The 18974-nt window shown below is 39.4% G+C and carries 18 protein-coding genes; 1 reads left to right on the top strand and 17 read right to left on the bottom strand.

The genetic code is table 11. The features are described from left to right. Positions 1-445: 445 nt before the first annotated feature. A complete protein-coding gene (locus I6F50_RS16990) occupies positions 446-2239 on the bottom strand; it encodes a choice-of-anchor I family protein (protein WP_197142522.1) in 1794 nt (597 codons plus the stop codon). Positions 2240-2322: 83 nt separating this feature from the next. Further along, positions 2323-3552 carry an acyltransferase family protein gene (locus I6F50_RS16995; protein ID WP_197142520.1) on the bottom strand — a complete coding sequence of 410 codons (1230 nt, stop codon included), beginning with the start codon at positions 3550-3552 and terminating at the stop codon, positions 2323-2325. A 144-nt stretch (positions 3553-3696) separates the two neighbouring features. On the opposite strand from I6F50_RS16995, the gene I6F50_RS17000 reads away from it, so the two are divergent. Continuing rightward, positions 3697-4539 (top strand): LytTR family DNA-binding domain-containing protein, encoded by an 843-nt coding sequence (locus tag I6F50_RS17000; protein ID WP_165722850.1) that lies wholly within the window; start codon positions 3697-3699, stop codon positions 4537-4539. A 27-nt stretch (positions 4540-4566) separates the two neighbouring features. Here the strand turns inward: I6F50_RS17000 and glmU are convergent, their stop codons facing one another. The 15 genes from glmU to mioC form a co-directional block, all read right to left on the bottom strand. Beyond that, the gene (gene glmU / locus I6F50_RS17005) at positions 4567-5925 is read right to left on the bottom strand and encodes a bifunctional UDP-N-acetylglucosamine diphosphorylase/glucosamine-1-phosphate N-acetyltransferase GlmU (RefSeq protein WP_101163105.1); all 1359 of its coding nucleotides are present in this window, start codon (positions 5923-5925) and stop codon (positions 4567-4569) included. Positions 5926-6211: 286 nt separating this feature from the next. Then, positions 6212-6634, bottom strand: a complete 423-nt coding sequence (locus I6F50_RS17010; protein WP_007377666.1) for a F0F1 ATP synthase subunit epsilon — start codon at positions 6632-6634, stop codon at positions 6212-6214. Positions 6635-6647: 13 nt separating this feature from the next. Then, a complete protein-coding gene (gene atpD / locus I6F50_RS17015) occupies positions 6648-8033 on the bottom strand; it encodes a F0F1 ATP synthase subunit beta (protein WP_007585971.1) in 1386 nt (461 codons plus the stop codon). 33 nt (positions 8034-8066) lie between these two features. Beyond that, positions 8067-8927: a F0F1 ATP synthase subunit gamma gene (atpG, locus tag I6F50_RS17020; protein WP_007585974.1), complete on the bottom strand. Its 861-nt coding sequence runs from the start codon at positions 8925-8927 to the stop codon at positions 8067-8069. Positions 8928-8987: 60 nt separating this feature from the next. Further along, complete coding sequence (gene atpA / locus I6F50_RS17025; protein WP_007585976.1) at positions 8988-10529, bottom strand: F0F1 ATP synthase subunit alpha; 1542 nt, start codon at positions 10527-10529, stop codon at positions 8988-8990. Positions 10530-10543: 14 nt separating this feature from the next. Further along, on the bottom strand, positions 10544-11077 hold the full coding sequence (gene atpH, locus I6F50_RS17030; protein ID WP_007585978.1) for a F0F1 ATP synthase subunit delta: 534 nt from the start codon (positions 11075-11077) through the stop codon (positions 10544-10546). 16 nt (positions 11078-11093) lie between these two features. Beyond that, positions 11094-11564 (bottom strand): F0F1 ATP synthase subunit B, encoded by a 471-nt coding sequence (gene atpF, locus I6F50_RS17035; RefSeq protein WP_004335264.1) that lies wholly within the window; start codon positions 11562-11564, stop codon positions 11094-11096. A 41-nt stretch (positions 11565-11605) separates the two neighbouring features. Next, on the bottom strand, positions 11606-11848 hold the full coding sequence (atpE, locus tag I6F50_RS17040) for a F0F1 ATP synthase subunit C (RefSeq protein WP_007585980.1): 243 nt from the start codon (positions 11846-11848) through the stop codon (positions 11606-11608). Between the two features lie 61 nt (positions 11849-11909). After that, entirely contained in the window at positions 11910-12767 is an 858-nt protein-coding gene (gene atpB / locus I6F50_RS17045; protein WP_010555143.1) for a F0F1 ATP synthase subunit A, read from the bottom strand. A 15-nt stretch (positions 12768-12782) separates the two neighbouring features. Next, positions 12783-13163, bottom strand: a complete 381-nt coding sequence (locus I6F50_RS17050) for an ATP synthase subunit I (RefSeq protein WP_007585983.1) — start codon at positions 13161-13163, stop codon at positions 12783-12785. A gap of 142 nt (positions 13164-13305) precedes the next feature. After that, the gene (locus tag I6F50_RS17055; protein WP_197176781.1) at positions 13306-14229 is read right to left on the bottom strand and encodes a ParB/RepB/Spo0J family partition protein; all 924 of its coding nucleotides are present in this window, start codon (positions 14227-14229) and stop codon (positions 13306-13308) included. Positions 14230-14249: 20 nt separating this feature from the next. After that, positions 14250-15035, bottom strand: a complete 786-nt coding sequence (locus I6F50_RS17060; RefSeq protein ID WP_004335235.1) for a ParA family protein — start codon at positions 15033-15035, stop codon at positions 14250-14252. A gap of 14 nt (positions 15036-15049) precedes the next feature. Beyond that, entirely contained in the window at positions 15050-15670 is a 621-nt protein-coding gene (gene rsmG / locus I6F50_RS17065) for a 16S rRNA (guanine(527)-N(7))-methyltransferase RsmG (protein ID WP_165729269.1), read from the bottom strand. A 15-nt stretch (positions 15671-15685) separates the two neighbouring features. Next, positions 15686-17575, bottom strand: a complete 1890-nt coding sequence (mnmG, locus tag I6F50_RS17070) for a tRNA uridine-5-carboxymethylaminomethyl(34) synthesis enzyme MnmG (RefSeq protein WP_010555145.1) — start codon at positions 17573-17575, stop codon at positions 15686-15688. 428 nt (positions 17576-18003) lie between these two features. Continuing rightward, a complete protein-coding gene (gene mioC / locus I6F50_RS17075) occupies positions 18004-18453 on the bottom strand; it encodes an FMN-binding protein MioC (RefSeq protein ID WP_024591277.1) in 450 nt (149 codons plus the stop codon). Positions 18454-18974: the final 521 nt, after the last annotated feature.

Consider the following 18974-nt stretch of genomic DNA (forward strand, 5'->3'; position numbering starts at 1 on the left):
TTAGAACTCAATCTGTACGAGTGCCCACACAGATGATTGCTTTATATTGTTAAAGAACGTTTTGAGTCGCTTTAGCGTCTCAAGGGATGCGAATAATACACCCTTTATTTTTCGAGTCAACACTTAGTTTTAAACTTTCTTTTTGGAAGATTTAAAACCGAAGTTTTACTTAACTCTCTGAGTAGTTCGTGCCTCGCTATGCGTTGGCGTTTCCTGCCTCAGTGGGGTCGCATTATAGGGAGATTCGAGCGGGGGTCAATGTTTTATTTCAGCTTTTTGACAATTAAATGAATTTAGTATGAAAGCTATACAAATAAAGGGCTGCAGGATACTTTTAGTTTAAAAAACACTCATAATTTATGTATCAATTGATGATGTATTAGTAAGGTTTAAACTAAGCTGTATGTTAAACAAACAACACACAGCTTTATTTAAAATTAAAGATTTATTTAGATGCTATTTCCCATACGGCAATAGAGCCTGATATTTCATTTCCAACAATTAAGAGTGGATTTCCTGTTGCACTTTGCTCTGCTGAAACGAATACCATTCCTTCAGGTGCTAAATCGCCTGTAATATTCGCTCCTTTAATTAAGCCTCTATTATAGAAGTAGTCTTCAAATTGCACATTGTATGGATTAGTAATGTCGTAAACCATAATACCGCCCATACGTTCTAATCCAACAAAAGCAAATGTACGATCGTCAATTTTACCAATAGTCAGCGCTTCAGGCTCTGCGCCTTTATCATCTGAACGTGAGTCACCTTTGTTTTCATCTTCATTATTGTTAAATGATTCACCATGCACCGATGCTGTTATACGTGCTATATCGTCACCTGAATCAAAAACCACCAGCCCATTGCTATCCCAAATAGTAAAAGAACGTGCGCCATAGCCGTAAAGCGATTCGTATTGTCCGTCGTTATTGGTATCGCCTTTTATTGTTGTTACTTTTAAGCGACCAATATCATCATCGTCATTATTTAAGTAATCAAAATTAGTAGCAAGAGTTAAGTCTTCAACGCGGCTTTCATCTATATAAGCTAAGCAGCCATCGTCTTTATCGTAATCAAGTCCGCCCTTTGCTATACAGTCTGCTTCATCCGTTGTATCAAAAAAGTATTCTCTTGCGTCACCTTCGTTGGCAGTGACTATAAAGTTAGCGCCTTTCCAACTAAAGCTTGAGATAGTGTCGGGCTGGTACATACCATAGAGCCCTGGGTATGATTTAAAATTCACGCCGCCGTCTTTATCTGAGGCATCAAGTTGTAAGCTTGACCAATCTTTAAAGCCTAAGCCCTTTAGCTCAAGACTGTTGTCTTGTAGGTTAACTATTGCAAGTGCGTTGTTTTCTTGAATAGATACATAAGCATATTTGTTATCTTTAGAAATGCTAACGTACTCGGGCTCTAAATCCATAGCTACGGTGGTATTTATTAGATTACCGTTAATAGTACGACCATTTGGGTTTGCAAAAACTACCCCTTGCGCTTCTAGTTCGGTTTGTTTGTTGTTATAGGCTTTAAAATCAATATTTATTGCTGTATCGGCTATTACATTATTTGTTATATCGATAATACTAATAGAACCTTCAGGATCTACGCTGTAGTCATCACTTGGTTCACCTTCGTTAGCAACCACTGCTTTTGCGCCATCATGGGTGAACGTCACCATGTCTGGTAAAAATCCGACTGTAACATTTTTAATAAATACAGGTGAGTCGCCGCTTATATCGTAAAAAGCAATTTGACCTGTATCACCCGTGCTTTCAGCAGCCATTGCCACTGCAAGTAGATTGTTATTTTCATCAATAGCAATGCTGTTTGCATCGCCTTGGGTGAACTCGTTTAAAGGCAACGTAATAACGGATGTTAAATTTGTGCCGTTTATAACCCCTTCGTTATCTTTAACGAGTGCGGCAGTATCAAAGGTGTCGGCGGGTAAAATATTAACAACAGCGTCATCACCTGAACTGTTAATAGCGTAAATCCATTTTTTAGACGCTTGATATGCAACTATTTCAGCTGCTCCTTCTGGGCTTTGTGCATTTAATACACCTCTTCCTACAAGGCTAATATTTAATGCTGAATTTTCATTTATACCATTTAGCCCATTAGCTCCATCTATGCCTTGTTCTCCCTGTAACCCTTGAGAGCCGTTTTGACCATCGTCACCATCAAATGAGCAGCCAGTAAGAACAGATATAAGTGACAGCGCAATAATTGATTTTTTAAACATGTGATTTTCCTTAGTATTGTATTTGCTAAATATCAACACACAGGCATGACAAGATTATGGCAATTTCAATACAGCCCCTTAGCCTAAGTAATTAGCTTATACGCTAGCGGCGTTATTAAAATTAAAGCGGCCGTATAGCCAATCGTTTTTACAGTCGAGGAATACTCTCGTTTAATTGCAACCCCTAGCAAAGGTCTAAGTACATCAATACGTGTAATACCCCATGTAATAACACCGCAAAAAGACCAAGTCCCTGTAATAATGATGAATGGTTCAGCAACAGGCCCTAAACTTAAAGGCTGTAGAAAAAAACACAAAATAATCAAAATGCTTTGATGCAATAAATAAAAGGGAAACACCCATACATTGAGCTGTTTTAAATAGTAAGTATTAAAATTTAAAAATCGGTGAGCGAACGCGAGTACAAAAAATACACCTACAACACGTTGAATATTGTAGCTAGCGCTTAAAATAAAATGAGGAAGAGTAAACACCTTCTGATAACTTAATATTATAAGTACAAACAAAACCGCAAAACTCAAAGCTAGTAATACCAAGTTTTTATTTAAGCAGTTCCAAAAGTAAGTGTTTTTGGCAAGTATGTATCCTGCGAGTAGCAGTATTAAGCCGTTAGTCTCTCTGATTGAATCACCAGTTAAGTAATGGCTTGTAAATAGTACGGCAATAGTGAGCAAGGTAATTAAAAGCCCAAATGACATATCCCCTTTAACAAATGTTTTTAAAGGCGTAATAAAAGGCAAGCGTGCAAAAAGAGTTAAAACAATAATGATCAGCATAAATTGCCACAACGAGCGCAAATACCATAAGTGATTTACATCCACATTCGGCCACACTCCAGACTGATAATTAATAAAAAGCGTATTGTTCGTCTCTATAAAAGCTAAATAAAATTGCCAATAGCTAATATCAATAACACCTTGCTGCGACATTTCTGCAAACAGCTGTAAAGGCACTATTAACCATAACCCCACCAGCAAGGGTAATAGTAAAAAAATAGAGCGGTATAAGGTGAAATGTAACCAAGACTTAAAGCTGCGTACTTTATCAATCATAAAACGCAGTGCTACGCCCGATATAAACCAAATGAGCAACATGCGCCAAGGTGAAAACACCAACATTAAATATTCAACATACTGTGATGTATAATTACTTTTAAAATGAAATCCCCAGTTTTCGCTATACAACATGCCAATGTGATAAAAAATTAGCGACGCAAATGCGATTACCCTAAGCCAATCAAGATAATATTTACGCGAATTAACTAATGAAGGTTGTTGTACTTGAGTGCTCATGCTTTTACTACTTTATGTATGTTATGCGTTATTCATACCTAAAGCTCTCGCTAAAACTATCTATAAGTGCTTATATTACAAGCAATAGTGATAAAAGGTGGTATACAGGGATAAGCGTGCCACGTCAGCAATAAGCATACATTTATGAACCTACAGCACTTTCAACGTTTTCAAAGCATTTACGCATCAGTATTACTGTGTGCTTACGTATTAATTAATAATACAGTAAACGCTACAACCCAAATAATGGAAGCCCAAAGAGAAGGGGCTTTAACTTTTTTAATGTGGGAGCCATTTGTTTGGGAGTATTCAAGTGCCTTGAGTACTTTGCTTATATTCCCTATTTTAATTTGGTTTTTAAGACACTTATCTTTTAATTGGCAAAATATTACGGCTTCATTAGGTATGTACTTTGGTGCCTCTATTATATTTAGCGTGTTACACGTTGGTATTATGGTAGGGGTTCGTAAATTCATATATTTGTTGAATGATGGGTCTTACAACTTTGGACTTAGCTGGTTTGAGCTTATTTATGAATACCAGAAAGACGCTATAAGCTTTGTCTTTTTCATCGTACTTATCAAAGTATATCAATATGTGGTGCAGCAGTTACTAGGTGAAGCCTCTTCAATTGAAGAAAGTGAGCAGCAAACAACATCGACCATAAACCGCCTATTAGTTAAAAAGCTCGGAAAAGAATTCATTATAAAAATAGAGGATGTTGATTGGCTTGAATCGTCGGGTAATTATGTAAACCTACATATAGGCTCACGCATATATCCTTTAAGGGCAACGCTTACAGCATTGAGCAAACAACTTGAAGTACAGGGATTTTGTAGAATTCACCGCAGCCATGGCGTAAAACTCGATAAAGTGGAGTCCATTACAGCACTCCCCAGTGGCGACAGTGAAATAAAACTAACAACAGGTAAAGTACTTAACTTGTCTAGACGCTATAAAGAGCAATTTAAACTTCAACTAAAATAAAAAAGGCTACCTAAGTAGCCTCTATTGTTATTTTTTAACTGGGCGTTTCCAACCCGTTAAATTACGCTGTTTAGAGCGTGCAATTGCTAATTGGTCATCTTCAACGGTACTGGTGATCACAGAGCCTGCACCAATTGTTGCAGTTGCGCCTATATTTACTGGGGCAACGAGTGATGAATTAGAACCAATAAAGGCATTATCGCCAATAATAGTTTTTGCTTTGTTAACACCATCGTAGTTACAGGTAATAGTGCCAGCGCCAATATTCACTTTTTCGCCAATTTCAGCATCACCTAAATAACTTAAGTGGTTGGCTTTAGAGCCTTTACCTAGTCGGGTTTTTTTCATCTCAACAAAGTTACCAATGTGTGAGTCTTCTTCCATTACAGCGCCTGGGCGAAGGCGAGCATAAGGACCAAGCGTACACTTATCTGCAACTGTCGCATCTTCAATCAGCGTATTAGCTTTAATAATAACGTTATCGCCAATGCTACAATTTTTAAGGACACAGTTAGGGCCAATTTGTACGTTGTTACCAAGCGTGACTGTGCCTTCAAAAATAACGTTTACGTCGATAAGTACATCTTCACCGGTGGTAACTGTTCCTCGCACATCAATACGCGCAGGATCAGCAAGTGTTGCACCATTTAACATTAACTCTTCTGCTTGCCATGCTTGATAAGCGCGCTCTAAGCCTGCAAGTTGTACGCGGTTATTTGCGCCTTCAACTTCCATTGCATGGTCTGGCTGAGCTGAAGTGATTTCTACGCCTTCACTGTGAGCCATTGCAACGATATCTGTTAAGTAGTACTCGCCTTGTGCATTATTGTTAGATAAGTTACCTAACCATGTTTTTAATAGCTTACCGTTAACAGCCATAATGCCTGTATTTACTTCGTTAATAAGTAACTGTTCTGGGCTTGAATCTTTTTGCTCAACAATACCAACTAACTTACCACCGGCACGAAGCATTCGACCATAGCCATTTGGGTTTACTAAATTTACCGTTAATACAGCTAAACCATTTTTAGGTGTTGCGGCTAATAAACGCTCTAGTGTTGATTGCTTTGTTAGTGGTACATCACCGTATAAAATTAATACCGTGTCTTCATCATTAACATGAGAGTTGGCTTGCGCTACTGCGTGGCCAGTACCAAGTTGTTCAGCTTGAAGTACCCAATTTACATTGTTATCGGCAAGTTGTTGTTGTAATAGTTCGCCGCCGTGTCCGTAAACTAGGTTTGTAGTCGTTGCACCTAATGCCATCGCATTATCAATAACGTGCTGCACCATTGGTTTACCTGCAACTTTGTGCAAAACTTTAGGTAAAGCAGAGCGCATACGAGTACCTTTACCCGCAGCAAGAATAATAGTTGTTAGAGCCATTAAAACAATTTCCTTTTTTCGTTGTTTTAGCTAAATAAGTCTTATGTTTGATCAGAAGATTACGTAAATCACTTCTTGTGCAAATACTCAGTAGGTTAGTTTATTAGTACTGAATCTTGACTGAAAAAACACACTTAATTGGATGACGTTATTGTAGCGAGGATTCCGGCAGGATATAAGTGTAAAAGTGTAGATAATAATCGGACTAAGGTATTTAGTGTAAATACAAAAGTAACAGGCACAAAAAAGCCCACTTACTAGTGGGCTTTTTACAAACCGGATAGGCTTACTTGTGACGTAATTGCTGAATTACGCGTAACTGAGCAACTGCTTCTGCCAGTCGCGTAGCCGCTTGCTGATAGTCAAACTCAACAGCTGACGAATTCGCCATATGTTCTTCAGCTTCACGTTTAGCCTTTTGTACAGAATCTTCATCTAAATCTTCACCACGAACCGCAGTATCTGCAAGAATCGTGATGTGATTTGGTTGAACTTCTAATGTACCGCCAGCAACATATATCACATCTTCGTGACCAAATTGCTTAACTAAACGTACCATACCAGGTTTAAGGGCAGTTAGTAGTGGAGCATGGCCTAGGTTTACACCCAGCTCGCCTTCACTACCAGATACTTGAATCGATTCAACAAGACCAGAGAACAAACTCTGCTCAGCGCTTACTACGTCAAGATGTACAGTCATAGCTGTCATACTACCCTCCTAGTTACATGCCTTTGGCTTTTTCTTGAGCTTCTTCGATAGAGCCAACCATGTAGAACGCTTGCTCTGGCATATCATCAAATTCACCGTTTAAGATGCCTTTAAAGCCAGAAATTGTATCTTTTAGTGATACGTATTTACCAGACGCGCCTGTAAACACCTCTGCCACGAAGAATGGCTGAGATAGGAAACGTTGGATTTTACGTGCACGAGATACAAGTTGCTTATCTTCGTCAGAAAGCTCGTCCATACCTAGGATTGCAATGATGTCTTTAAGTTCTTTATAACGCTGAAGAACTGTTTGAACGCCACGTGCTGTATCGTAGTGCTCTTGACCAATTACTTGTGGGTCAAGTTGACGTGAAGATGAATCAAGTGGGTCTACCGCTGGGTAAATACCAAGTGATGCGATATCACGTGAAAGTACTACTGTTGCGTCTAAGTGAGCAAAGGTAGTTGCTGGAGATGGATCCGTTAAATCATCCGCAGGTACGTATACCGCTTGGATTGATGTAATTGAACCCGTCTTAGTAGAAGCGATACGCTCTTGAAGCACACCCATTTCTTCAGCAAGTGTAGGCTGGTAACCTACCGCTGATGGCATACGACCAAGTAGTGCAGATACTTCTGTACCAGCAAGAGTATAACGGTAGATGTTATCTACGAAGAAAAGTACATCGCGACCTTCATCACGGAACTTTTCAGCCATAGTAAGACCTGTTAACGCTACGCGTAAACGGTTACCTGGAGGCTCGTTCATCTGACCGTATACAAGCGATACTTTATCAAGTACGTTTGAATCGTTCATCTCATGGTAGAAATCGTTACCCTCACGTGTACGCTCACCAACACCTGCGAATACTGAGTAGCCGCTGTGCTCGATTGCGATGTTACGGATAAGTTCCATCATGTTTACGGTTTTACCAACACCGGCACCACCGAATAAACCAACTTTACCACCTTTAGCAAACGGACATACAAGGTCGATAACCTTGATACCAGTTTCTAAAAGTTCAACTGAACTTGATTGCTCTTCGTATGAAGGTGCTGCACGGTGAATAGACATACGGTCTTCTTCGCCGATTGGACCCGCTTCATCGATTGGCTCACCAAGTACGTTCATGATACGACCAAGTGTTGCTTTACCAACTGGAACTTGAATCGATTCACCTGTATTCATAACTAAAGCACTACGACGTAAACCATCAGTAGTACCCATAGCGATAGTACGCACTACACCGCCACCTAGCTGCTGTTGAACTTCTAGAGTCAAACCAGCTAAATCGCCATCTGTTACTCTTAGTGCGTGGTATACCGCTGGCACGCTATCTTGTGGAAATTCAATATCCACAACGGCGCCGATAATTTGGACGACCTTACCTAAACTCATGTCTATTCCTCTCGTTAATCTTTACCCGAAGCATTAAACTGCTGCTGAGCCAGAACAAATCTCACTAATTTCTTGTGTGATTGCTGCTTGGCGAGCCTTGTTATAAACAAGCTGTAGCTCGTCCATAAGGTCACCTGCGTTATCAGTTGCAGCTTTCATTGCAACCATACGAGCAGCCTGTTCAGAGGCAGCATTTTCTACCACACCTTGGTATGCTTGAGACTCAATAAAGCGTACTAACAAAGACTCTAAAATAGCCTCTGGATTTGGCTCGTATAAGTAATCCCATGTGTGAGCAGATACTTCTTCTTCAGCTTTTGGCAAAGGGAGTAACTGATCTATAATTGGCTCTTGCCTCATGGTATTAACGAATTTGTTATATACCAAGAATAAACGGTCTATTTTGCCTTCAGAAAATGCATCAAGCATAACTTTTACAGGACCAATAACGTCTTGTACTGAAGGTTTATCTCCTAGGCCCGCTTTTTTAGCGAGTAGTTGACCACCAAAACGTTGAAAGAAGCCAGCTGCTTTACTACCTAAAGTAGCAAATTCAGCATCAACACCTTTTTCTTTCCACGCTTTGACATCAAGTGCAACTTTCTTAAACTCGTTTGAGTTTAGACCGCCACACAGACCACGGTCTGTAGAGATAACAATATAACCAACTCGTTTCACTTCACGATCTTTTAAGAACGGGTGAGTAAAATCAAGATTTGCTTGAGCAACACGACCTATTACTTCACGTAATTTGTCAGCGTATGGACGGCTTGAAGCAACGCGTTCTTGCGCCCTTTTCATTTTAGACGCAGCAACCATTTCCATTGCGCTAGTGATCTTTTGAGTATTTTTAATACTCCCGATCTTGCTTTTAATCTCTTTTCCGCTGGCCATGACTCTCTCTCCGAATCAAGGTGTGCTTTAGTTTCCTAAAGCGCACCATTAATAACTAAATTACCAAGTTTGCGTAGACTTGAACTTCGTTAGAAGTTCTTTAAGCTGCGCTTCGATCTCGGCATTCAAGTTACCAGTTTCATTGATTTGAGCCACAAGCTCTGCGTATGTGCTATTTGCATACGAAAGTAAAGCTGCTTCAAAGTCACCGATTTTCGCGATTTCGATGTCTTGAAGGAAGCCTTTTTCAGCAGCAAATAACGACAAAGACATATCAGCAACAGACATTGGCGCGTACTGTTTCTGCTTCATTAGCTCTGTTACACGCTCACCATGCTCAAGTTGAGCACGAGTTGCATCATCAAGGTCAGACGCGAACTGCGAAAACGCAGCTAATTCACGGTACTGAGCTAGGGCTAGACGAATACCGCCACCTAGTTTCTTAACGATTTTAGTTTGTGCAGCACCACCAACACGCGATACCGAGATACCAGCATTTACTGCCGGACGGATACCTGAGTTGAATAAGTCAGTTTCTAAGAAGATCTGACCATCGGTGATAGAGATAACGTTAGTCGGTACGAACGCAGAAACGTCGCCGCCTTGAGTTTCAATGATTGGCAATGCCGTCAATGAACCAGTTTTACCTTTCACTTCACCATTAGTGAACTTTTCAACGTAATCTGCGTTTACACGCGATGCACGTTCTAAAAGACGAGAGTGAAGGTAGAATACGTCACCTGGGTATGCTTCACGGCCTGGTGGACGCTTAAGTAGTAATGAAATTTGACGGTAAGCAACTGCTTGCTTAGACAAATCATCATATACGATTAATGCGTTTTCACCACGGTCACGGAAGTATTCACCCATAGTACAGCCCGCGAACGGTGCTAAGTACTGAAGTGCCGCAGATTCAGAAGCAGATGCAACAACTACGATAGTATTTGCTAGTGCACCATGCTCTTCTAATTTACGAACTACGTTTGCAATAGTAGATGCTTTTTGACCAATCGCAACGTACACACACTTAACGCCTGTGTCTTTTTGATTGATGATTGCATCGATTGCTAGTGCAGTTTTACCTGTTTGGCGATCCCCAATGATAAGTTCACGTTGACCACGACCAACTGGAATCATCGCATCAATAGATTTATAACCAGTTTGAACTGGCTCATCTACAGATTTACGCTCGATTACACCTGGTGCAATTTTTTCTACAGGTTCAAACCCGTCGTTATCTAGAGCGCCTTTACCATCGATTGGAGCACCTAGTGTGTTTACAACACGACCAAGTAAACCAGGACCAACAGGAACTTCTAAAATACGACCAGTTGTATATACTTTTACGCCTTCAGTAAGGTCAGCGTACGGACCCATTACTACTGCACCAATTGAGTCGCGCTCAAGGTTTAGTGCGATAGCATAACGGCTGCCAGGAAGCTCAATCATTTCACCTTGCATACAGTCAGCAAGACCGTGGATGCGGATGATACCGTCAGTAACAGATACAATAGTACCTTCGTTACGAGCTTCACTTACAACTTCGAACTTCTCAATACGTTGTTTGATCAGATCTGAAATTTCAGTGGAATTAAGTTGCATGCTCTTTTTCCCAATTACGATTGTAGTGTTGTAGCTAAGCGGTTTAATTTACCGCGAATAGTACCGTCGATTACAGTGTCGCCAGACCTAATAATAAGTCCACCAACCACTGACGCGTCTTCACTACAATTCAGCTTAACTTTGCGTGCGAAACGTTTTTCAAGTGCCGCTACCAATGACTCTTGTTGCGCAGCAACAAGAGGAGTTGCAGAAATCACATCTACTTCGATTTCTTTATCGTATTCTGCTTTAAATTCAGCAAATAACTGTGCAACTTCAGGTAGAGCTGTCAAACGTCCATTTTCAGCCATCACCTTAACTAGGTTCTGACCTTGTTCGTTGAGCTGCTCAGCACAAAGTTGAATAAATAATTCAGCTTGTGCAGTAGCTGTAGGCATACTCGCTAAAACAGACGAGGCTTGCTCATTGCTGGCTACATGGCCTGCAAAGAACAACATATCATTCCAGCTTTCTAGAGTGCCTTTCTCAACGGCAAGTTCAAAAGCCGCTTTAGCGTATGGGCGAGCGATAGTAGTCAAATTAGACATGCTCATACCCTCCTAATTACAGCTCAGCGACAAGTTTTTCAACGATGTCACTATGTGCGGCTTGATTAATTTCACGCTCTAAAATACGTTCTGCGCCAATCACTGCCAGAGTTGCTACTTGCTTACGTAGTTCTTCTGTTATGCGATTACGTTCAGACTCAACTTCAGAGTGCCCTTGAGCAATGATACTTTCACGCTCTTGCTGACCACGAAGTGTTTCTTCGTCAACAATTAGCACTGCACGCTTTTTAGCTTGATCAATGATATCAGCCGCTTGAGCTTTTGCATCTTTAAGCTGTTCAGCAGCTTTCTTTTGCGCAAGTTCTAAGTCTTTTTCGGCTCTATCAGAGGCAGCTAAACCATCTTCGATTTTTTTCTGGCGAGCTTCAATTGCACCGTTTAGTGGTGGCCATACGTATTTCATACAAAATAATACGAACACCGTAAACGCAATCAATTCACCGATAAGAGTGGCGTTTAAATTCACAACCGCTCCTCCTTAAATAGTAAGCTGTTCAAAGAATAAAATTAAAGTACGAACAACAATACCATAGCGATACCAACACCAATCATTGCTACAGCATCGATTAGACCAGCAAGGATAAACATTTTAACTTGTAGCGAAGGTGCAAGCTCAGGTTGACGCGCACATGCTTCAAGGAATTTACCGCCCATGTTACCAAAACCGATTGCTGTGCCGATTGCACCAAAACCGATTAGTAAAGCTACTGCGATGTATTTTAAGCCTGTTAATAATTCTAAAGCTTCCATTTATTTCTCCAAAGTTTCAATTGTAAAGTTAAAAGTAAAAGTAAAATTGTAAATCTAAAAATTAGTGATTATCTGAACTTGCCATGCTTAGGTATACAATCGTAAGCATCATGAATAAGAATGCTTGTAATGTAATAACTAGAATATGGAATACAGCCCAAACAAAGTGCAACGGTAGTTGCATAAAACCGATAGCGCCGATCAAGATGAAAATCAACTCACCAGCATATAAGTTACCAAACAAACGTAGTGCTAATGAAAACGGTTTAGAAACGAGTGCAATCAGTTCAAGTAATAAGTTAAATGGTATCAAAATAATTTGAACAAACATGTTATTTGAGCTGAACGGATGAAGCGTTAACTCTTTAATAAACCCGCCAATACCTTTTATTTTGATTGAAAAGCCAACCATTAGTATAAATACACCCAGCGCTAGCGCTGAAGTCATATTAATGTCAGTCGTTGGTACAATTTTCATGTACACATCGTGTGAATCCATACCAAATGCAGTCTCACCAACGAAACCTGCAAGTGCTGGAATGAAATCAACTGGTATTAAATCCATTAAGTTCATTAAGAACACCCAAACGAAAATCGTTAAGGCTAATGGTGCAATAAGCTTGCTTTTACCATGGAAAGTATCGCGTACGTTGTCGCCAACAAATTCTACGATTATTTCAATAAAACACTGAAATTTCCCAGGTACACCTAGTGTTGATTTTTTAGCGGCACTACGAAAGATCCATAAAAATATAAGACCTAAACCGATAGACCATGCAAGGGTATCTATATGCCATGTCCAGAATCCACTGTCCGTACATGCTTTATTGAAGGCGAGACCTGTATCGGTCGAACACATCTTAGCATTGGTCAAATGGTGCTGGATATGGCCAGATAGAGTAACTTCTTCTGCTGCCATGTTATATCCCAAAAGTTAATGTTTAAAAAAAACGGGTGCGAACAATCCAGTAAAGAGCGCCAGTATATAAGTACTAAAAAAGGGTAATAAAATTACCGGAAAATGCTTCAGTACTAGCGCAAACAATACAATTGTTAGCATAAACTTTAATCCGTTGCCGCGTTTCAACGAGGCATACGCTTGATTTGCTCGACTTGCACCCATATATCTGAATGCATAAAGTGCAAATACAAAGTGCGGAAGTACTGCTACAGCTCCACCAGCGAGTGATGAAAGCGAGGCATTGACTCCCGAACTAAAAAAAATAATTACAGCAGCAACTAATGCTACAACACCCTGAAGGCAAATTAACTTTAATACGGCAAGTCGATATGGACTCGCTAACTTATCAGTCACGTTTAGTTAACCTTTATTGCGTTCTAATTGTTAGGGTGTGAAAACTGGCGAAATTATACTTAATCCTGCCAGTTTTGCAACTTGAGTAGATGCTTTGTAACACGAAATAGCTACAAATGTCCCTTTTTAGACATGTAGAAAACTAATGGTGGGTATTGTCGTGATTGATACGATTTAAAATGCCGTCAAGTTCATCTAGGTTAGTATACGAAATAACCAGTTTACCTTTGCCTTTTTTATTGTAGTTAATCTCTACTTTAGCACCTAGATTTTCAGCGAGTTGTTGTTCTAATTGCTTAACATCTGGATCTTTTTCGGTTATTTCTTTAGCAGGTAAAGGTTCTAAAATTGAACGTACGAGCTTTTCAGTTTCTCGAACTGTTAATGCTTTAGCTACAGCTAAACGAGCAGCATCTGACTGCGCTTCACCTTCAAGGGCTAACAGGCAACGAGCATGCCCCATTTCAATATCGCCATGTTCTAACAGAATTTTTACATCACTATTTAAGTTATTTAAACGCAATAAGTTAGTTACAGTCGTACGTGATTTACCCACCGCATCTGCTACTTGCTGATGTGTTAATTCAAATTCTATTAGCAAACGATTAAGTGCAACTGCTTCTTCCATGGCATTTAAATCTTCACGCTGAATATTTTCTATCAGTGCAATAGCAACAGCTGCTTCATCAGGTACGTCTTTAATAATACAAGGTACTGTTTCAAGCTTAGCTATTTGCGCTGCGCGCCAACGACGCTCACCAGCAATAATTTCAAAGCTATTATGTGCAATAGGGCGCACAACAATGGGTTGAATAATACCTTGTGAGCGAATAGAACTAGCAAGCTCTTCTAGCGCCTCTTCAGACATGTCTTTACGAGGTTGGTATTTACCAGAGTGTAAAAACTCTATTGGGAGTTTTTGTAATTCACTATTATTAGCCGCGGCATTTTGCACAGCCTCAGAAACGTTTGATGTGTCTTGTTCCTTGCTTGCGCTCGGTGCAGGCTTTGACGAACTTAAAAGTGCATCGAGTCCTCGGCCTAAACCTCGTTTTTTAGCAGACATGTTATTTTTTTACCTCAAAGTTAGGCGACAACGGACGCTGTTTTTTCTTTTCTGCGTAACATTTCACCAGCGAGTGCTAAATATGCTTTAGCGCCACTTGATGCCCGGTCATAGTACATAGCAGGAGTACCAAAACTAGGTGCTTCAGCTAAACGAACATTACGCGGGATCACCGTACGGTATACTTTATCGCCAAAATGTTGTTTTAATTGTTCTGATACATCATTTGCCAAACGGTTACGCGGGTCGTACATAGTACGAAGTATGCCTTCAATTTGTAAGCTAGGATTCACTAACTTAGCAAGCTGCGTAATCGTATCCATTAATGCGGTTAACCCTTCAAGTGCATAATACTCACACTGCATTGGCACTAAAATAGAATCAGCTGCGGCCATTGCATTAACAGTTAACATATTTAGAGAGGGTGGACAGTCAATAAAAATAAATTCGTACTGGTCCTGAATTTTTTCAAGTGCATTACGTAAACGCACTTCACGGGCAAATAATTCCATCAATTTAACTTCTGCAGCGGTTACATCACCGTTTGCAGCAATCATATGGTATTCACCAGACGTTTCTTTAATGATAACGTCTTCTATAGGTTTATCTTCAATAAGTAGGTCGTAAATAGTTGGCACGTCGCCATATTTATCTACGCCACTACCCATAGTCGCATTACCTTGCGGATCGAGATCAATTAACAGCACTTTACGTTTCGTTGCAGCCATAGACGCAGCGAGGTTAACAGCGGTTGTAGTTTTACCCACTCCACCTTTTTGATTTGCTAATGCGATGACTTTTGCCACGGTGTCTCTGATCCCTAGTCTTTAGAAAGAATAATTAAATGTCGTTGTGCATCTAAATTAGGTACTTCTAATGCAATTTTTTGCTCAAACTTAACGCCTGCAGGTAGTGACTCTAGCTCTTCGCTAGGGAACACGCCTTTAAGTGCTATAAATTTACCCGAATGATCGATTAAGTGCGAACACCAGTCAACCATATCTTGTAATGAAGCAAAAGCACGACTTAGTACGCCGTCTAATTTAACACTTGGTTGATATTCTTCAACTCTTGACTGAACCGGGGTTACATTATCAAGACCAAGCTCATGTTTAACATGCATTAAAAATCGTACACGTTTACCTAAGCTATCTAATAACACAAAATGTGTATTAGGTAATGCAATTGCTAATACGATACCCGGTAATCCAGGACCCGTTCCAACATCAATATAATGATGACCGGGTAAGTGAGGCGCAACAACTAAGCTATCCATAATATGCTTAATCATCATTTCTTCAGGTAAGCGTACTGAGGTTAAGTTATAAGCCTTATTCCACTTATTCAATAACTCGACGTAACGAACTAGCTGTTGCTGTTGTTTTTCTGTTAGCGCAATATCAGTTTGCGTTAACAATGTAGTTAATTGTTGCTGTAACACTATGTACCCTTACCGTTACGCGGATTTGCGTAATAAGCCTTGCTTCTTCAGATACACTAATAATAGCGAAATCGCCGCTGGGGTGATACCAGAAATACGCGATGCTTGACCAATAGTGTCAGGACGCGACTCAATAAGCTTGGCAACTACCTCATTTGACAAACCAGATACGGTTTTATAATCAAACTCTTTTGGTAAAATTGTTTGCTCATGACGAAGCTGTTTGTTGATCTCATCTTGTTGACGCGCAATATAACCTGCGTACTTAGTATGGATCTCAACTTGTTCAAGTGCCGCTTTGTTTGTAAATTCAGATCCTAATCCTTCTATAGCCATAAGATCGTTATAACGAATCTCTGGGCGACGAAGTAATTCTTCTAAACTTGCTTCACGTGTAAGCGGTGTTTTCAGTAATGCATTTACTTGTTCTACAACGGCGTGATCTTTATGAATCCACGTATCTTTAATGCGTTGCTTCTCTTTTTCGATTACTTCCATTTTTTCGTTAAATGCCTGCCAGCGTTCGTCATTAACTAAACCTAGTTCACGGCCTTTTTCAGTTAAACGAATATCAGCATTATCTTCACGAAGTAATAAACGGTATTCGGCACGACTGGTAAACATGCGGTATGGTTCTTTTGTACCCAGTGTTGCTAAGTCGTCGATTAATACACCAACGTAAGCTTCATCACGACGTGGTGTCCAAGAATCTTTGCCTTGTACTTTTAGTGCAGCATTCATCCCTGCAATTAAGCCTTGTGCACCCGCTTCTTCATAGCCGGTAGTACCGTTAATTTGACCCGCAAAAAATAAACCTTCAATAAATTTAGTTTCTAAAGATTGTTTTAAATCACGTGGATCAAAGTAATCATATTCAATTGCGTAACCAGGTCGACAAATATGTGCATTTTCAAAACCTGTAATCGATTGCACAATTTCAAGTTGTACATCAAACGGTAAACTAGTCGAAATACCATTTGGGTATAATTCGTATGATGTTAAACCTTCAGGCTCAACAAATATTTGATGTTTATCTTTATCTGCAAAACGAACAATTTTATCTTCAATTGAAGGGCAGTATCGTGGACCAATACCTTCAATAACACCTGAGTACATAGGTGAGCGATGTAAGTTTTTACGAATAACATCATGTGTTTTTTCGTTTGTGTAAGTTATGTAACACGGTATCTGTTGTGGGTGATCTGATTGTTTACCCATAAATGAAAACACAGGAGTTGGTGTATCACCTGGCTGTGCTTCCATTTTTGTAAAATCAACAGTACGTGCATCAATACGTGGAGGTGTACCTGTTTTTAAACGATCAACTCTAAATGGATGTTCACGTAAGCGATCAGCTAAAGCGATTGAAGGAGGATCGCCTGCACGACCGCCTTTATAATTTTCTAAACCAATATGAATTAAGCCGCCTAAAAAAGTACCCACGGTTAAAACAACACTTGGTGCACTAAAACGTAAACCCATTTGAGTTACTACGCCAGTAACACGATCGTTTTCAACAATAAGATCATCACATGATTGTTGAAAAATCTTAAGGTTATCTTGGTTTTGTAATGTTGTTTGAATAGCCGCTTTGTACAAAGCGCGATCTGCTTGTGCTCGAGTAGCACGAACAGCAGGTCCTTTTGAAGAATTTAGTGTACGAAATTGGATCCCGCCTTTATCAATGGCCTGTGCCATTGCACCACCAAGAGCGTCGATCTCTTTTACCAAATGACCTTTGCCAATCCCACCAATTGCTGGGTTGCAAGACATTTGACCAAGGGTATCCATATTGTGAGTCAGTAGCAGGGTATTCATCCCCATACGGGCAGCTGCTAATGCGGCTTCAGTGCCAGCATGTCCACCACCTACTACGATAACGTCAAAATTTTCGTGAAAAATCATTAATGGGATCCTACTTAAATCAAACCGGTAAACTTCAAAAGGGAGCGTATTCTACCTAGAAATTGGCAGAAGATAAATGATTAAACAAAGGGCAAGATCTAAGTATGTGATCTCTAATAATATAAAGGATCTTTTAAAGAGATCTTTTATTACTATTACTACTACTGATCGACTTTTCTGTTGATAAGGTTTAGATCTTCATTTAAAACATGAAATTAGATCAGATCTAAAGGTGTTAATATGATCGGATCATCCAGCAAATAAGCTCTGATCAAAAAGGCACTTTATACACAGGGTTGAATCAGTTGGATCTTATCCAATGGATAAGCATGCTTTAAAACGCAGTTTATTCAATCTTTATCCACAAAACCTATTAAATTATTAGTAAATTGTGGGTAACTTTATATATAACTTTTTACTTGATCTATCTATTTTATGCCTGTTTGAGCTATCCAAGAGTCTAACCATGTTAATGCAGTGTCTTCTGGTAGTGCTTCATCGAGAATATTAAGCTCTAAACGTTCTGCTACTTTTATAGCGCCTTTTTGAGTTAATAAGGCATCTATATTACGTCCTGCTAGGTTATAAGTGTCATAACTAGTGTCGCCTAAAGCGATTACTGAATATTTTAATTCAGATAAATCATCTGCTTGAGTTACATCTTCAACAAAACTAATAAGATTTTCAGGGTAATCACCTGCACCATAAGTTGATGTGCAGATTAACCAAATGGTATTTTGCTGATCAATATCGCTAAATTCAGGTTGATCATGTAGTTGCGTAGTAATACCAAGGTTATTAAGCGCGTCGCTTAATTGCTCTGCAACATACTCGGCTGATCCCATTTGGCTGCCGACAATAAGATTTACTGAACTCATGAATATTAGTGATCACATTGGTTTTAATTGCCGCCTATGATAACTGAGTGAGGGTAACAGTAAAGTTAAGAGTGCTTTTTTGTATAACTATTTTTGCGGTAATTTTACACTCATTCAAAATTGTGTCTTTAAGTTGTTGATAATATAGTGTTTAACAAATTATCTTTAAATGTAATCTTCTGATCAAGTTGTTGATAACAGTGGGGAAAGCTCTGCTTAAACTGTTTTTTTAGGTTGTTTTATATTCGCTAAGTTATTGATATTACTTGTCAGTAAGGAATTAAATTGTAAATATCTCAATTAAAAATACATGTTGATCATAATGTGGATATAAAGCCTGTTGATAACCTTAAATTTAGATCGAAAATAATTTTTAAAAATGATCTAATAAAGCAGATCTAATGAAATTAATTAAAAATAAGTTCATAAATAGATAAATTACAATTGATCATGAGGTTTTTGCAGCTGATTTACCTAGTTTTGGTATTTATTTGAGCTGAAAATTAGGTATTGTGGATAAG

This window comes from Pseudoalteromonas sp. NZS127_1 (genome assembly GCF_015864295.1).
In the GTDB taxonomy this organism is placed as follows: domain Bacteria; phylum Pseudomonadota; class Gammaproteobacteria; order Enterobacterales; family Alteromonadaceae; genus Pseudoalteromonas; species Pseudoalteromonas arctica.

Coding starts and splice junctions, on each gene's coding strand:
- mioC (WP_024591277.1), bottom strand. CDS start 18,453: ATGAGTTCAGTAAATCTTATTGTCGGCAGCCAAATGGGATCAGCCGAG.
- I6F50_RS17055 (WP_197176781.1), bottom strand. CDS start 14,229: ATGTCTGCTAAAAAACGAGGTTTAGGCCGAGGACTCGATGCACTTTTA.
- atpE (WP_007585980.1), bottom strand. CDS start 11,848: ATGGAAGCTTTAGAATTATTAACAGGCTTAAAATACATCGCAGTAGCT.
- I6F50_RS16995 (WP_197142520.1), bottom strand. CDS start 3,552: ATGAGCACTCAAGTACAACAACCTTCATTAGTTAATTCGCGTAAATAT.
- glmU (WP_101163105.1), bottom strand. CDS start 5,925: ATGGCTCTAACAACTATTATTCTTGCTGCGGGTAAAGGTACTCGTATG.
- I6F50_RS17010 (WP_007377666.1), bottom strand. CDS start 6,634: ATGACAGCTATGACTGTACATCTTGACGTAGTAAGCGCTGAGCAGAGT.
- atpD (WP_007585971.1), bottom strand. CDS start 8,033: ATGAGTTTAGGTAAGGTCGTCCAAATTATCGGCGCCGTTGTGGATATT.
- atpH (WP_007585978.1), bottom strand. CDS start 11,077: ATGTCTAATTTGACTACTATCGCTCGCCCATACGCTAAAGCGGCTTTT.
- I6F50_RS17000 (WP_165722850.1), top strand. CDS start 3,697: ATGAACCTACAGCACTTTCAACGTTTTCAAAGCATTTACGCATCAGTA.
- atpG (WP_007585974.1), bottom strand. CDS start 8,927: ATGGCCAGCGGAAAAGAGATTAAAAGCAAGATCGGGAGTATTAAAAAT.
- I6F50_RS16990 (WP_197142522.1), bottom strand. CDS start 2,239: ATGTTTAAAAAATCAATTATTGCGCTGTCACTTATATCTGTTCTTACT.
- atpB (WP_010555143.1), bottom strand. CDS start 12,767: ATGGCAGCAGAAGAAGTTACTCTATCTGGCCATATCCAGCACCATTTG.
- atpA (WP_007585976.1), bottom strand. CDS start 10,529: ATGCAACTTAATTCCACTGAAATTTCAGATCTGATCAAACAACGTATT.
- mnmG (WP_010555145.1), bottom strand. CDS start 17,575: ATGATTTTTCACGAAAATTTTGACGTTATCGTAGTAGGTGGTGGACAT.